Genomic DNA, 14,097 nt, shown 5'->3' with positions numbered 1-14,097 from the left:
CTAGCGGCCCAAGGCACCGAGCCCAGCCCACCGATGCGATCATCGCGCACCGGCCGGGCGGACAGGAGGTGATATCGAACACCTGACGGGCTGGGGAATTTTCAACCGGCACTACGCGGAGATTTCAACCGGTGTTGACACACCGATGTTCCGCGGCTCACGTGCCGTCGAACGCCATGTCGCGAGATCTCGTGATGACACAGTGGACCAGCCGCTCTCGAAAACCGGTGGGTCGGGGTCGTATCCCTCAGGGCACACGAGGACTTGCGTCGGGCACGTCCACTCGGGAAACGACAGGATCCCCACCGAGCGGAGCAGAGACGCGATGGCTGTTGCGAACTCGGGACATCTGGGGATCGCCTTCGCGACCAGGCGAATCGGGTGCTAAAGCCATCGTCTGACGCGTCTTCTGTAGAGCCGCCAGGTGTCGCCGAATGCCTCAGCAAGTATCCGCTCTTCTGCTGAAATGAAGCGAACATCGAGCAACACCGCAAAGACGAGGACGACGACAAACGGCGTGAGCGTTCCGAGCAGCACGGCGAGACCGGCGAGGATCAGGACCATGCCGAGATACATGGGGTGTCGGCTCACGGCAAAGATGCCGCTCGTCACCAGATGGCTGGAGCGCTCGAAGGGCTTCACCGTTGTGCCATGCTTCTTGAGGGCACGGTCGGCGAACAGCGTGAGAGCAATCCCAACTGCAATCGGGATCGCCCCGAGCAGCGAGGCGGGAGGCGCAATAATGCGCAGCGTCGGGGCCGCAAGATGACCGAGCAGCATCGCAAGCAGCGCCACACACAAATAGACCGGTGGAAGGATCAGTTTACGGTGCGTCGTCGGCACAGGTGGCTCCACTCTCAGGCTTGGGCCCGTTCACGCGAATGTCGGAGCTTGGCCTCGCATTTGATCTGTCACGACGATCTCTTCCAGGATCGACGGACTGTGACTGTGGCACCAGGGACGTCTACCCGCCCGCTCGCGTACGCAACTCCCATTCGATGGCTTCGAGGTCGGGTAGGGTAGTCACGCCCAGACGACGGAGCATGTTCAAGACTTGCGCACGGTGGTGTGCACCATGCGTGATGACGTGCACGAACGCGGTGCCACGGCTGAAGCACTCTGGGGTGAACTCCACTCGCATCATCTCATCAAATCGACCCTCTCGGGCGACGCGGGCGACGACGTCCTGGAGTTCCCGGTTCACCTCGTCCAGCAGCACCAACAACTCGTCTGGCGTGTGAGGCGTTGGGGTCTCCTCGAGGGGCTTCCCCGGAGGTCGGTCGGCGATTCTGTTGGCCCACCGCCGCATCACGCTGATGATGTGCCGAAGCGTGTCGTGCAGGGAGCCGGGACCGATTTCGAATCGCTGATGGAACTGCTCTGGTGTCAGTGATCGGCACCGTTCAAGCAGGACGCGGGCCGCCCAGGCATTGTGTCGAAGGAAGCGTTCTGTGTTGTCCATCGCAGGCTCTCCTGAGCTAGCTTCTCGATTCGGGCCATTTGTATCCGAACCAACCAAGGGCCTGCTCCCTTGTATGGCCGAGCTCCTGCCCGAGAACTGGCTGAGGGGAGAGGTCACGGTCTCTTTACTTCGGATCGCGGCGGGCGCACCTGGCATTGTGGCATGCCCGCGCTCCCATCGCCCCCGCCGGTCGAGTGCGTATGCGGGGGGCCGGCAGGCCCACGCAGGCGCGGTACGCAAAGGCGGAGAAGACTAGCAGCGAGGTTACGTCACCACCTCATGGGGGGCACGCCGAGATGGAGTACGCTCACGTCTATGATGTTCTGACTCAGGCCCGCCAGCGTCTCTTCGATTGGGTCCGCCCGTTGAGTCAGGAGCAGTATACGCAGCGGTTCCCCTTCGGGCTTGGGAGCCTGCGTGCGACGCTGATCGAGATCGCCAGAGTTGAATTGGTCTACGGCAAGCGGTTGCGCGAGGAACCCGTCCCGCCGCCGCCTCTTCCCGACACATTCCCGATCAGCGAAACGAAGCAGCCGACGTTCGCCGATCTCGAGAACGTGTGGGCGACACAGGCTCGCGAGACGCGGACGACGCTCGCCGGGATCGGCGACTGGACCAAAACCGTGACCCGGCGGGTCGAGCAGGGCGACAAGGTCATCGTCTCCACGGCGAGCAAAGCCGACCTCGCGATGCAACTGCTGATGCACGAAGTGCACCACCGTGCCCAGGCAATGACGATGTTGCGCCAACTCGGCGTCGCGGCGCAAAACCTGGACTATCTGGCCTTCGCCGCCCGGAGGGAAGAATATCCCAAGGGCAGCGCTCCGGGCGCCTGACGGCGGCATCCTGCGCATGCCGGGTAGTCGCGATCAGCCGCCGCACCGCGATGATGACGCCGAGAGCGTTTCCTGGCGCATGATTGCACCGGGGATGCCTGTCGTCGCGTCCGACGGCACGCAAGTCGGCCATGTGACGCATGCCCTCGGCGATCCAGACCGAGACATCTTTGACGGTGTCGGATTCCGCCAGCATCTGTGGTCGTCACCCCGGATGGCGCCGGCGGCGATGGTCGCGCGGGTGACGGAATCGGCGGTGCATCTGAGCATCCCGGCAACGCAAGCGGAGCAGTGTGCGGCCTATCAGGAAGAGCATGTATTTCGGATCGGCAACACGGGTTTCTTCCGCCACCGAGAGGGTTGGCGCCCGAGTGATCGCGCGTGAGGGGCGCATCGTTGGAGATGTACGGATAGCACGATCACCCGCGGGGAGTCTCCGTGCTGTTGGCGCGGAGCGCATGGGTTTGAATCCCGGAGTGCGGGGAATAATGACTGTGGGTGGGGAGATAACTTCCTCTTCACACGGTCTCGCATCCGTGCAGGTATATCCGGCGGTGCGGGCCGTTTTCTTTTCGTTCACTTTTGTTGGGACTCTGCGCTCGGCGTGCGACTCGCACGATCGTACGCTCGGACAGAAGGCGGGAAGGGGATGAGAACGCGCTGAAGGTGCGGGGGTGCTCCCAGCGCGTGTCCCGGCGCCCGAAGACCGGACTCCCGCCAAACTGTTAACGAGACGCGAAGGTTGGATGAAAATTCGGCCAAGAACACTGCGACCCGGGAGGAGTTGCGGGGGAGTCGCCGCACTGTACTGCCATGGTTGGCTCCTGCCTCGTTCCGTCGATGCGTGAGCGCTCCGCCGCTGCTGCGGGCAGCGGGGAGGATCGGGCCGCTGTCATCGACATCGGGAGCAATACGATCCACCTGCTCGTCGCAGATTGTGCCGCGGGTCGCCTCCAGCCGATTCACGACCGACACGTGCGCGCCGGACTCGGGATCGCCGTGATGAACGGCGGGCCTCTGGGCAGCGACCGAATTCGTACGGTGGCCTCAGTCGTGCGCGCGTTTGCGACCGAGGCGCGCGAGCACCGCGCCGGCGACATCATGGTGGTCGGCACCCATGCCGTCCGCGCGGCGCCCGATCGCGAGACCCTCGTGCGCGCGATCGAGCATGACGCCGGCGTGGTCGTGCACGTGCTCTCTCCGCAGCAGGAAGCGGTGCTGTGTGTGGCCGGCGCGGCACTCGGGCCATTGCCGCCGCCACCGTTTCTGTGCGTCGACGTCGGCGGTGGGAGTTGCGACCTCGCGGCTGTCGACGCGTCTGGCGTGCGCTGCGTGGTGTCGATTCCGGTCGGGTCGGGGGTGCTGGCCGCGCGGGATCTCGGCGGGGACCCGCCCCCAACGTCGCAGGTGGTCCGAACACGCGGGATGCTGCGGGACTTGTGCGACGCGACCGCCTTTCCGGCCTACCCGGATTTCCTCGAGATCGTGGCGACGGGTGGTGCCGCGCGGCGGTTGCGGCGCCACGTGCGCGCGGAGCCGGACGCCGCCCTGCCGACCAGCCTGCTGCTGGAAACGGTCCGATTGCTGCTCCGCGAACCGTGCGCTCGCTGGCCGCTCGCGGTGAAGCCCGAGCGCGCCCCGCTCGTCCGCGCCGGCGCGCTCATCGTGGAAGCGATCGCGCTCCGGTGGCGCGCGGCACGCTGGCGGGTGAGTCCGTACGGCTTGCGAGAAGGCGCGCTTGCGCGCCGGGCGCGCGGTCTGACCTTGGACGCCGCGGTTCCCGGGGGTGCACCGCCAGTGCATCCACCCGACGTGGAGGATTCCCGTGGACATCGAGGTGCGTGAGAAGCCGCTGGCACCCCCGGCGGAACGCCGATACTTCTCCAGGGAGCTCTCGATGCTCCAGTTTCACGAGCGCGTCCTCGACCAGGCGCGACCGGGCGCGCACCCGTTGCTGGAGCGGCTGAAGTTCCTCGCCATCTCCGACTCCAACCTGGACGAGTTTCTCTCGATCCACTTTTCGATTCTCGTGGGTCGCGTCGAGATGGGCGACACGGCGCTGACGCCGGACGGAAACACCCAGACCGAGCAGTTGCGGCGCGTCCGGGATGCGCTGCGACGATTCATGCTGGAACAGCGGCGCATCTTCCGTCAGGAGCTGCTGCCCGACCTGGCCGAGGCCGGCATCCACCTGTGCGCGTACCGCCGCCTGACGCCCTCGCATCAGGTCGAGCTGCGGGAGTGGTTTTTGAACGAGGTGTTTCCAGTCTGCACGCCGCTCGCCGTGGATCCGGCCCACCCGTTTCCCTTCATCTCGAACTTCAGTCTCAACCTCGGAGTGGTGCTGTGGGACGCCCAGAGCGACGTGTCGTTTGCGCGCCTAAAGGTGCCGGCGGTCTTGCCGCGCCTCGTCCGGGTCGCGACCGCGGGGTCGGACACGCGCGAAGCCGTGTTCGTCTGGTTAGAGGACATCATCGCCAACAACCTCGATGTGTTCTTTCAGGGTGTGGATGTGCGTGATGTGTTCCTGTTCCGCCTGGTCCGTGACGCGGAGATTGAGTTCACGGAACGGGAGGCGGCGAACGTTCGCGACATGGTGCAGGCCGGCATTCGCCGGCGCCGGTTCGGCGAGGCCATCTGCGTGCAACTGGAACGCGAGATTCCGGACGCGGTTGCAAACGAGTTGGTAGCGCGGCTGGACGTCCATCCCAAGGATGTTCACGTCGTTGGGGCCCCGCTTGGCCTGAAAGACCTCGCGCAGCTGACGGGGCTGGACCGGCCGGAACTCAAGGACCCCGTGTTGGTGCCGAGGGTACCGGTCGTGACCACCGGCACCAAGAACTTCTTCGCGTGCGTCCGCGAAGGCGACATCCTGCTGCACCACCCCTTTGAATCGTTTACGCCCGTGCTGGATTTCTTCGCCCAGGCCGCCTCGGACCCGGACGTGCTCACGATCAAGCAGACGCTCTATCGAGTCGAACGGGCGTCACCCTTGGTACAGTCGTTGTTGGAGGCGGTCGATCGGGGCAAGCAGGTGGCGGTCGTGCTGGAACTCCAGGCGCGCGGCGACGAGGAGAGCAATATCGATTGGGCGCAGACGCTGGAGCGGGCCGGAGCGCACGTGAGCTTCGGAGTGATCGGCCTGAAGACGCATGCCAAGCTGTCGCTCGTGGTGCGCCGCGAGCCGGACGGACTGCGTCGGTACGTCCACGTCGGGACCGGCAACTACAGCGCCAACCCCTATGCGGATCTGAGCCTGTTCACGTGTCATCCCGCCATCGGTGCCGACGCCACCGCGTTGTTCAACGTGCTGACCGGTCGCAGCCGGCCGGACCGGTATGCGCACATGCTGGTGGCACCGATCTGTCTCCGGCAGGCGATCCTGGAGCGGATCGGGCGTGAGACCCAGTGCCACCGCTTGCAGGGCGGCGGTCACCTGATCTTCAAGACGAATGCGCTCGTCGATCTCGAGGTGATCGACGCGCTCTACGAGGCGTCCCGCGCCGGAGTGCGCGTGGACCTCATCGTGAGGGGCATGTGTTGTCTCCGGCCTGGCGTGCCGGGGCTGAGCGAGACGATCCGCGTCGTCAGCATCGTCGGGCGCTTTCTGGAGCACAGCCGCGTGTATTACTTCCGAAACGGCGGACGCGCGGAGACGCTCGTCGGAAGCGCCGACCTGATGGAGCGCAATTTGGACCGCCGCGTGGAGATCCTGGTGCCCGTCCTCGAACCCGGGCTGACACGTGCCCTGAAGGACCGCCTGCTGGATCCGCAACTGCAGGATACCGTCCGCGCGACGGAGCTGCACGCCGACGGCGCGTACCGGCGGGTGCATCGCGGCGACTCTCCGCCGGTCGACGCACAGCTCGCCTGGACGGTTCTGGATCCGGCGGTCCCACCATGAGGCCGACGGCGGATCGTGCGTCCGGTCCGCCGTCGCGGCGTCCGGGCTGATCTCGACCAGGCGCGGCGGTGCAGTGTCGCCGTGTCTGTTTCGATTGTCAAGGCAGGAGGGCGAAAAGCGCGTCCCACGCGCCGCATCGTCCTGTAGGGCGAATAGAAGTGGCTCGATCGATGCGAACGGCACAGGAGGAATCATCGGTGGCGAAGGTACCGAGGGGACAGACGAATCGACGCGCGAGAACGACACGACGGTCGGCCGTGGCCCCGCGCCCGACGGAGGAAGAAATCCGGGTCCGCGCCTACGGCATGTACGAGCGGCGGGGCGCCTCCCACGGACAGGACCTCGACGACTGGCTGGCGGCTGAGCGGGAGCTACTTGCGGCCGGCGACACAGAGGCGTAGGCCGCGATCACTTCGCGCGTCCGCTGGCACCGTACGGCCGCCGCGGGCGAAGTGAGTTCTGCATCGCGGAAGACGGCAAACGCGGGTCGGTGCGCACGCGAGCGCGCACACGAGGATAGGGGTCCGGACTGTCGCGGCGCCAGGCAGGCGATTCAGTCGAGCGGCAGACGCACCTCACGCCCGGTCTCGGCCGAGGCGTAGACCGCGAGGACGAGCGCGAGCACTTGGCGCGCCTCTTCGCCGGTGATGGCTGGGTCGCGGCCGGTCTCGAGGCTCTCCAACAGGTCCGCGAGTTGGCCGCGGTGCCCCGCAGTCTGTCGCGCGAGGCTCTGAGAGGCGGCCGCCTCCGGGCGCGGGTGCCGTGTGGCCCGAATGCCGTATGGGCCCACGTCGCCCCGCTCGTCGAGGAGTTCCCAGACGACGATGTCGTCGTCCTCGATGATCACGGTGCCGTCCGTGCCCGTCACCTCAAGTCGTTCCGGTAGGCCGGGATACGCCGCCGTGGTCGCCTCGATCACCCCGAGCGCGCCGCTGCGAAACGTGAGGACGGCGAGCGCCATATCCTCCACCGGGATTGCGTGCGCGGCGGTCGCACAACGGCCGAACACCCGGTCCACCGGTCCCATCATCCACTGGAGCAGATCCACGTAGTGGATAGCTTGGTTGATGAGCGCGCCGCCTCCGTCCATCTCCCGCGTGCCCCGCCAGCCCGCCGTGTCGTAGTACTGCTGGCTCCGGTACCACTTCACGACGGCGTCCCCGAGGAGCGGGCGCCCTAATCGGCCCGCCGCGACCGCCTCACGCAGACGGCGCACGGCCGGCGCGAATCGGTGCTGCGAAATCACCGTCAACTTGACCCCGTGGGCGCGGCACGCCGCGATGAGGCGGTCGGCCGCCTGCAGCGAGACGTCGATTGGCTTCTCGAGCACGAGGTGTTTGCCGGCCGCGGCGACCTGCGTGCCGACCTCGGCGTGGAGGCCGCTCGGCAGACACACGCACACGACATCGATATCCGGACGGTCCAACACCACCCGCAGGTCCGTGGCGCTTTCGACCCCGAACTCCGCGGCCAGCCGCTCTGCTCGAGTGGGGACGACATCGACCACCGCGCGGAGCCGGGCGTTGGGCAGGGTCGTGATGCTGCGGGCGTGGAACGGCGCGATGACGCCGCACCCGACGATCGCGAAGCCGTACTCGCGCTCGCGCACCGGCATCATGCCCACCCGGCGTCTGCGGCCGCCTGTCGCACCCGCGCGAGGCTGTCCGCGATCTCCGCCGGGAAGTCGGTCCAGGAGCACTCAATGGAGCAGTCGCCTTGATAGCCTGCGGCGCGCAGTCGGCGGAAGAACGCGGCGAAGTCGTAACCACCGTGGCCCGGGGGCCGCCGTCCGAGGTCCGCCACGTGCGCGTGGACGAGGAGGTCGCCGGCCGAGTCGATGGCGGACAGCGGCTCGCCTTCCTCCTGCATGTGGTACGAATCCGCTACGAGCCGGATCGCGTTGAGCCGCCGCTCTCGCAGGAACCCGGCGCACTCGCCAATGGTGTTGAAGATGTTGCTCTCGGCGCGGCGCAGCGGCTCCAGCGCGATCACGAGGCCGCGCGCCCGGGCGGCAGCGGCAGCCCACCGGAGGAGCCGCTCGAGCTCGTCGAGCGCAACCGCGCGGCTGACGGCCTCGGGAACGGAGCGCGACTGGCCGCTGCCAAAGACAACGACTCGTTCGCCGCCCGCGCCGATCCGTTCCACGGCTTCGATGAAATAGCGCGCCACCGCATCCCGGTCGACCGACGGGCCGACGAGCGGGAGCGTGCGTGGAAACAGTACGTTGTACGCCAGAGGCTTGAGGCGCGTGCGCGTGACCGCTTCGCGGAACGCCGCGGCTGGCGCCGCGACGGCCATGACGAGGGTCGCGACCGGTAGTTCGTAGTAGTCCCCGCCCGCCGCGTCGAGCGCGGCGACCTGGTCAAATCTGGCGATGCAACACCCCATCTTCATCCCGGACCGACACCCCGCGGCCGCGCACGCGTGCACCGATCGGGCCTGCCGATTCGGGCGCGCCCTTTCGTTTGCATACCATGCGGTTGATGGGATTGCAACGATTCGAGAGACGGGCGAGAGGAGCCGCCTGGCGGTTGCGACGCGGAGATCGCCGGCGCGGGGTCGAGGATTTTCGGGTTCCACGTCGGCGAGTGAATCGTGCCGCTTCCCGACGTCCTGTTCGGGCGCGGGATGATGGCGGACGGCGTGATCGAAGTGCGCCGGCTCCGCGTCGCCGCGCACGCCGCGGGCTACGAGGGCCCGATCGAGGTGGAGATCTTCAACCGCGCGATCCGCGCCATGCCAGGCGACGAGGTCCTGGCGCTCATCGCGGAGCGCGACCGGGCGCGCGTGACGTAGGCACGCGGAGCAGGTGCGCTGTGCCGGTCGAGGCCCGGGAGGCGTGCCGGGGTCCGGGCGTCACCGCGGCGCCAAGACGCTCTGAAGAAACTCCGCGATCGACTCCGTGAGCTTCCGCGGGTGCGCCGTGCGCGGCATCGCGAGCGCCTGGCGGCGGATCAGGCGGTGCCCCGCGATGCGCAGCGTGCGAAAGAAACTGCTCTGCCCACGCAGCGCGTATTCCGGGAGGATCGAACAGCCGAAGCCCGACTCGACCAACCGCTTGATCGCCTCAGTGTCGGCCGCCTCCATAACCACCTTGGGCGTCAGGTCGATCTCCCGGAAGAACCGGTCGATCACCGACCGCATATTGCTCTGCTTCGGATACAGGAGAAACGGCACGTTGGCCAGCTCCCCGGGGCGGATCGAACCGACCTGGCCGCCTCGGACCCGCACGCGCGACGGGCGCAGCAGCAAGAGCTCCTCCTCGTAGAGCGGCATGATTTTGAGATTGCGCTCGCGGACGGGCAGCGAGACCAACCCCAGGTCGAACCGGCGATCGAGCAGGCCGGCCACGATCTCCTCCGTGGTCAACACGCTGACGCGGATCTCAGTCTTCGGGTACTGTGTGCGGAGGAGCCGAAGCGGACGTCCCAACCGATAGATCAAGGTCGTGGTGCCGGTGGCGAAGTGGAACGGCCGGAAATCCGTCGAGAAGTCGCTCTGATACTCGTGCTGGATCTCGCGCAGCTGCCCGAGGACCTCCCCGGCGCGCTCGGCCAGGCGCAGTGCCTCGCGCGTCGGCACAAAGCGGTTGCCGGACCGCACGAACAGGTCCGTGTGGAGCTCGTCGGCGAGATGCTGCAGTTGGAGGCTCACGGCGCCCGGCGAGAGACGCACCCGCTCGGCCGCGCGGGTTACGCTCGCAAACTGCATGACCGCGAGGAAGATCTCGAGTTGACGGATCGTCATGTTCGCCTCCGCGGGCGTGCCGCGGTCGCGCGCCGTGGGCTGCCTCTCGTGGGGAGGCGCCCGTGGACCTGTTCGGCGTCCCGGGGGGCTGCGGCCTTCCGGCGGCCGGACGCTTTAGTCCGGCTAAACGGCGCGTTCAGCCGCTTCGCGGGACGGGGAGAAAGGGGCGCCCAGGTTTGGCTGCGAAAGGTGGCGGGTGTTGGGGCATCCGGTGGGGGCGGGACCCCGGTCTCCGTTCGCCCGCCAATCGAAGGGAGGCGCTGGCCATGCGCAAGCTGCCACGACGCACGTTTCTGCGCGTTGCCGGATTGACCGCCGCGGGCGCGGCGACGCTCGGGCATCGCCCGGTGACATCCGCGTGGGCCCAGGCACCGACCGAGCTTCGAATCATGTGGTGGGGATCCAAGGACCGGCACGACCGCACGATCAAAGTGCTCCAGATGTACCAGGACCAGCATCCGGGCATCAAGTTCACCTATGAGTTTGCCACGTTCAACGATTACTGGACCCGGCTCGCGACCATGGCGGCCGGCAGTAACCTGCCCGACATCATTCAGCAGGACTACGCCCGGCTGGTCGAGTGGGACACCAACCATCTCATGCTCCCGTTGGATGACTTCGTCAAGGACGGGACGATCAACCTGACGCGCGTGCCCAAGGCGTCGATCGACGGCGGCCGTGTTAACGGCAAGTTGTACGCGATCAACCTCGGCAACAACTCGCAGGCGGTGATGCTGGACGTCGATGCGTTCAAGAAGGCCGGGATCGCGCTGCCGAATGAGAAGTGGACCTGGCAAGACTTCGAGCAGATCTGCCTCGACTTCCACAAGAAGCTGGGCATCTGGGGGATGGGGTGGGGGTTCAACGACCCGCAGATCTGGAAGTCGCTGTACATCGGCTACGGCACGTGGGTCTACACGCCGAACGGGCAGGCGATCGCCGCGATCGACGACAGCAAATTCGTCGATCTGCTGAAAATGCTGCTGCGCCTGCAGGCCGCCGGCGCGGTGCCGACACGCCAGCAGGAGATCAGCGATTTCAACAACTCGGGGTTCGGCAGCGCCAGCATCGAGACCCAGCCGATCGTGACCGGCAAGGCGGCGATGGCGTATCTTTGGAGCAACCAGGTCGTGGCCGTGGCGTCGGCCGCCGGGAGCGGCCGCACATTCAAGCTCACCCATCTGCCGAGGCCCAAGGGCGGGCACGCGTCCAACTACCTGAAGCCGTCCCAGTTCTTCTCGATCACCTCGAATTCGAAGCACCCGAAGGAGTCCGCACAGTTCATCGACTTCTTCACGAACTCCATCGAGGCCAACCGCATTCTGCGGGCAGAGCGCGGGATCCCGATCGTGCCGAAGGTACAGGAGGCGCTCAAGCCGCTCTTGTCGCCCGCCGAACTGGAGACGTTTCGCTATATCGCACGCGTCACGGCTGACGGCAGCCCGCTGCCGCCTCCCGATCCAACCAAGGAAGGTGCGTTCGAGAACACCGTCTACGGTCCGCTGGTTCTGGACCCCGTCCTGTTTGGGAAGATTTCGCCCGAGCAGGGCGCGAAGACCCTCAGGGCAGAGGGGGACAAGGTCCTGGCGGGGCAGAGAGCCTAGGCGCGCTGGCGGCGGACTGACGCTGGTCGGGAGGACGGACGGGTGAGTCTGGTGACGTTGCGTGCCGACGTGTGCACCGCTCACCCGCGCGCCGGCGCGTCATGATCGGCGGTCGGTTCGGGGCGGTCGCGCACGTCGCCGGGACGCGACGCCGGCGGCGGCACGTCGATCGCGACGACCTCGCGGGATACGCGTTCATCGCTCCCTGGTTGCTCGGATTTTTCGCGTTCACCGTGATTCCCATTGGGGCGTCGCTCGTGCTGGCGTTTACCAACTACAATATCCTCTCCCCCTCGCGGTGGACCGGTCTCGAGAACTTCGATCGCATGTTCACCCAGGATCCTCACTTCTGGATCTCGGTCAAACAGACGTTCTATTTCGTGTTCACGTCGGTTCCGCTGAGGCTGGCGTTCGCGCTGGCGCTGGCCATGGCGCTGAACGTCCACCGGCGCGGTGTCGGCGTCTACCGCGCCCTCTACTACCTGCCGTCGATCGTGGGGGCGAACGTGGCCGTGGCCGAGATGTGGCGGCAGGTCTTCGGCACCGACGGGCTCGTCAACGCCGCGCTGGGATCCCTCGGATTCCCTTCGAAGATCACCTGGCTGGGAAGTCCGGCCACGGCGATCTGGACGGTGGTCGCGCTCGCGGTCTGGGAGTTCGGGTCCCCGATGCTGATCTTCCTCGCCGGGCTCCGGCAGATTCCCGCGGAGCTGTACGAGGCAGCGGCGATCGACGGTGTGGGGCCGGTGTCGAAGTTTGTGCGGATTACGCTCCCGATGCTCTCGCCGATCATTTTCTTCAATCTCGTGCTGCAGTTGATCTTCGGCTTCACGGTCTTCACGTCGGCGTTCATCCTCTCGGGAGGGACGGGCGCGCCTCTCGACACCTTGCTGTTCTATCCGTTGTACCTCTACCAGAAGGGGTTTCGGGACCTCGAGATGGGATACGCTGCGGGCATGGCCTGGGTGCTGCTCGTGGTCGTCGCGGCCCTCACGGCGCTGGCGTTCAAGTCGTCGCGCTATTGGGTCTTCTACGCGCACGAGGAAGGCTGAGGCGCATGGGATCCGTCGCCACCGCCAAAGCCGTCGGCGCCAGCGGCGCCCGGTTGCGTCACGTGCTGCGGTCGGGGCGCGTTCGCGTCGCCGGCGGTACCCTCCTTTACCACGCAATCGTCATCGGGTTTGGGTTTCTCATGCTCTACCCGCTGCTGTGGCTGTTCGCAAGCTCGCTCAAGGCGCCGTCGGAAATCTGGACGAACATGTCGTCGCTCATTCCCCGAGCGTTCACCCCCGGCAACTACGTCCGTGGGTGGGAGGGGTTCGGAGGCGTCACGTTTGCGACGTTCTACCGGAACTCGTTCATCTACGCGGGCGTCGGGACGGTGCTGACCGTGGGCTCATCTGCGGTCGTCGCGTTCGGCTTCGCCCGGATTCGGTTCGCTGGGCGGGGGTTCTGGTTTGCGGTGATGATGCTGACCTTGTTGCTGCCCGTGCAGGTCCAGATCATCCCCCAGTACATCGTCTTCGCGAAGCTCGGGTGGTTGAACACGTTCCTGCCCCTGTTGCTGCCGCGCTTCGGCGGGCAGGCGTTCTTCATCTTCATGATCATGCAGTTCATCCGTGGCATTCCGCGGGAGCTCGATGATGCCGCGGCGATCGACGGCTGCAGCAAAGCCGGGATCTTCTTTCGCGTCGTTCTGCCCTTGATCAGGCCGGCGTTGGTGGCCGCGGCGATCTTCTCGTTCTACTTCACCTGGGGAGACTTCCTCAATCCGTTGATCTACCTGAACGACCCGAGGTTGTACACGATCTCAGTCGCCCTGCGGGCGTTCGCGGATCCGACCAGCGGGACCGACTGGGGGGCCATCTACGCAATGTCGGCGCTGTCGCTGGTGCCGGTGTTCATCGTCTTTGTGCTCTTCCAGCGCTACCTGGTCGAGGGGATCAACACCACCGGGTTGAGGGGGTAGGCGAGATCCGGCCGGGCCGTTCGGGGCCGGCCGCGCCCGGCATCACACGCACGCGAGGAGGCGGACCACGATGAAGATCGCGTTTGTCGGGGGAGGCAGCGTCCAGTGGACGACCAAGCTGGTGACCGACATGGCGCTGAACGCGACGCTGGCCGGTTCGGAGATCGTCCTCCACGACATCAACGCCGACGCACTCGATCTGATGACGCGGGCGAGCCGACGCATCGTGGAGCAGGTGCACGGGCGCATGACGATCACGAGCACGTTGGACCGCGCGGAGGCGCTGCGGGACGCGACGTTCGTGTTGCTGTGCGTGGCCATCGGCGGGTTCGACGCGGTGCGTCGCGATCTGGCCATTCCGGAGCGCTACGAGATCTACCAATCGGTGGGGGACACGGTCGGGCCCGGCGGCATGATCCGTGCGCTGCGGCACATCCCGTTCGCGGTCCAACTCGCGCGCGAGATGGAGCGCCTCTGCCCGGACGCGTGGCTGCTGAACCTGACCAACCCGATGACGACGATCTGCCGAGGGATCACGCGCGCGACGGGCATCCGCACCGTCGGGCTGTGCCACG

At 66.6% G+C, this 14,097-nt stretch carries 13 protein-coding genes and 1 pseudogene; 9 read left to right on the top strand and 5 right to left on the bottom strand.

Annotated elements, in window-relative coordinates; translation table 11 throughout:
* Positions 1-384: 384 nt before the first annotated feature.
* Entirely contained in the window at positions 385-843 is a 459-nt protein-coding gene (locus VKZ50_00070) for an isoprenylcysteine carboxylmethyltransferase family protein (GenBank protein ID HLJ58109.1), read from the bottom strand.
* A gap of 121 nt (positions 844-964) precedes the next feature.
* A complete protein-coding gene (locus tag VKZ50_00065) occupies positions 965-1,462 on the bottom strand; it encodes a DinB family protein (protein ID HLJ58108.1) in 498 nt (165 codons plus the stop codon).
* A 296-nt stretch (positions 1,463-1,758) separates the two neighbouring features.
* Here VKZ50_00065 and VKZ50_00060 point away from each other — a divergent pair, with 296 nt between their 5' ends.
* The 4 genes from VKZ50_00060 to VKZ50_00045 all read left to right on the top strand — a co-directional run bounded on the left by VKZ50_00060 (position 1,759) and on the right by VKZ50_00045 (position 6,603).
* Complete coding sequence (locus VKZ50_00060) at positions 1,759-2,298, top strand: DinB family protein (protein ID HLJ58107.1); 540 nt, start codon at positions 1,759-1,761, stop codon at positions 2,296-2,298.
* An 840-nt stretch (positions 2,299-3,138) separates the two neighbouring features.
* Positions 3,139-4,143, top strand: a complete 1,005-nt coding sequence (locus VKZ50_00055) for a hypothetical protein (protein ID HLJ58106.1) — start codon at positions 3,139-3,141, stop codon at positions 4,141-4,143.
* The gene (gene ppk1 / locus VKZ50_00050) at positions 4,124-6,202 is read left to right on the top strand and encodes a polyphosphate kinase 1 (protein HLJ58105.1); all 2,079 of its coding nucleotides are present in this window, start codon (positions 4,124-4,126) and stop codon (positions 6,200-6,202) included. The genes VKZ50_00055 and ppk1 overlap by 20 nt, the downstream gene beginning before the upstream one ends.
* A 257-nt stretch (positions 6,203-6,459) precedes the next feature.
* Complete coding sequence (locus VKZ50_00045) at positions 6,460-6,603, top strand: DUF2934 domain-containing protein (GenBank protein HLJ58104.1); 144 nt, start codon at positions 6,460-6,462, stop codon at positions 6,601-6,603.
* Positions 6,604-6,755: 152 nt separating this feature from the next.
* Here VKZ50_00045 and VKZ50_00040 read toward each other — a convergent pair whose 3' ends face one another.
* Complete coding sequence (locus tag VKZ50_00040; protein HLJ58103.1) at positions 6,756-7,817, bottom strand: Gfo/Idh/MocA family oxidoreductase; 1,062 nt, start codon at positions 7,815-7,817, stop codon at positions 6,756-6,758.
* Positions 7,817-8,596: a TIM barrel protein gene (locus VKZ50_00035; protein HLJ58102.1), complete on the bottom strand. Its 780-nt coding sequence runs from the start codon at positions 8,594-8,596 to the stop codon at positions 7,817-7,819. The genes VKZ50_00040 and VKZ50_00035 overlap by 1 nt, the downstream gene beginning before the upstream one ends.
* A gap of 162 nt (positions 8,597-8,758) precedes the next feature.
* Between VKZ50_00035 and VKZ50_00030 the strand changes: the two are divergent.
* Positions 8,759-8,998 (top strand): annotated as a pseudogene (locus VKZ50_00030) (sugar phosphate isomerase/epimerase).
* Between the two features lie 60 nt (positions 8,999-9,058).
* Here the strand turns inward: VKZ50_00030 and VKZ50_00025 are convergent.
* Positions 9,059-9,949 (bottom strand): LysR family transcriptional regulator, encoded by an 891-nt coding sequence (locus VKZ50_00025; protein HLJ58101.1) that lies wholly within the window; start codon positions 9,947-9,949, stop codon positions 9,059-9,061.
* Between the two features lie 266 nt (positions 9,950-10,215).
* Between VKZ50_00025 and VKZ50_00020 the strand changes: the two genes are divergently transcribed.
* The 4 genes from VKZ50_00020 to VKZ50_00005 form a co-directional block, all read left to right on the top strand.
* Positions 10,216-11,553 (top strand): extracellular solute-binding protein, encoded by a 1,338-nt coding sequence (locus VKZ50_00020; GenBank protein HLJ58100.1) that lies wholly within the window; start codon positions 10,216-10,218, stop codon positions 11,551-11,553.
* 101 nt (positions 11,554-11,654) lie between these two features.
* On the top strand, positions 11,655-12,605 hold the full coding sequence (locus VKZ50_00015) for a sugar ABC transporter permease (protein ID HLJ58099.1): 951 nt from the start codon (positions 11,655-11,657) through the stop codon (positions 12,603-12,605).
* A gap of 140 nt (positions 12,606-12,745) precedes the next feature.
* Positions 12,746-13,522, top strand: coding sequence for a carbohydrate ABC transporter permease (locus VKZ50_00010; GenBank protein HLJ58098.1), 777 nt, complete (start codon positions 12,746-12,748; stop codon positions 13,520-13,522).
* A gap of 70 nt (positions 13,523-13,592) precedes the next feature.
* The coding region (locus VKZ50_00005; GenBank protein HLJ58097.1) for an alpha-glucosidase/alpha-galactosidase at positions 13,593-14,097 on the top strand (505 nt) is incomplete at its 3' end.

This window comes from bacterium, from assembly GCA_035295165.1.
Classification (GTDB): Bacteria; Sysuimicrobiota; Sysuimicrobiia; order Sysuimicrobiales; family Segetimicrobiaceae; genus JAJPIA01.
Note: the sequence above shows the minus strand (reverse complement) of the source record. Positions and strands in the feature narration are given on the sequence as shown.

Coding starts and splice junctions, on each gene's coding strand:
- VKZ50_00065 (HLJ58108.1), bottom strand. CDS start 1,462: ATGGACAACACAGAACGCTTCCTTCGACACAATGCCTGGGCGGCCCGC.
- VKZ50_00060 (HLJ58107.1), top strand. CDS start 1,759: ATGGAGTACGCTCACGTCTATGATGTTCTGACTCAGGCCCGCCAGCGT.
- VKZ50_00055 (HLJ58106.1), top strand. CDS start 3,139: ATGCGTGAGCGCTCCGCCGCTGCTGCGGGCAGCGGGGAGGATCGGGCC.
- VKZ50_00040 (HLJ58103.1), bottom strand. CDS start 7,817: ATGCCGGTGCGCGAGCGCGAGTACGGCTTCGCGATCGTCGGGTGCGGC.
- VKZ50_00035 (HLJ58102.1), bottom strand. CDS start 8,596: ATGAAGATGGGGTGTTGCATCGCCAGATTTGACCAGGTCGCCGCGCTC.
- VKZ50_00025 (HLJ58101.1), bottom strand. CDS start 9,949: ATGACGATCCGTCAACTCGAGATCTTCCTCGCGGTCATGCAGTTTGCG.
- VKZ50_00020 (HLJ58100.1), top strand. CDS start 10,216: ATGCGCAAGCTGCCACGACGCACGTTTCTGCGCGTTGCCGGATTGACC.
- VKZ50_00015 (HLJ58099.1), top strand. CDS start 11,655: ATGATCGGCGGTCGGTTCGGGGCGGTCGCGCACGTCGCCGGGACGCGA.
- VKZ50_00010 (HLJ58098.1), top strand. CDS start 12,746: ATGCTCTACCCGCTGCTGTGGCTGTTCGCAAGCTCGCTCAAGGCGCCG.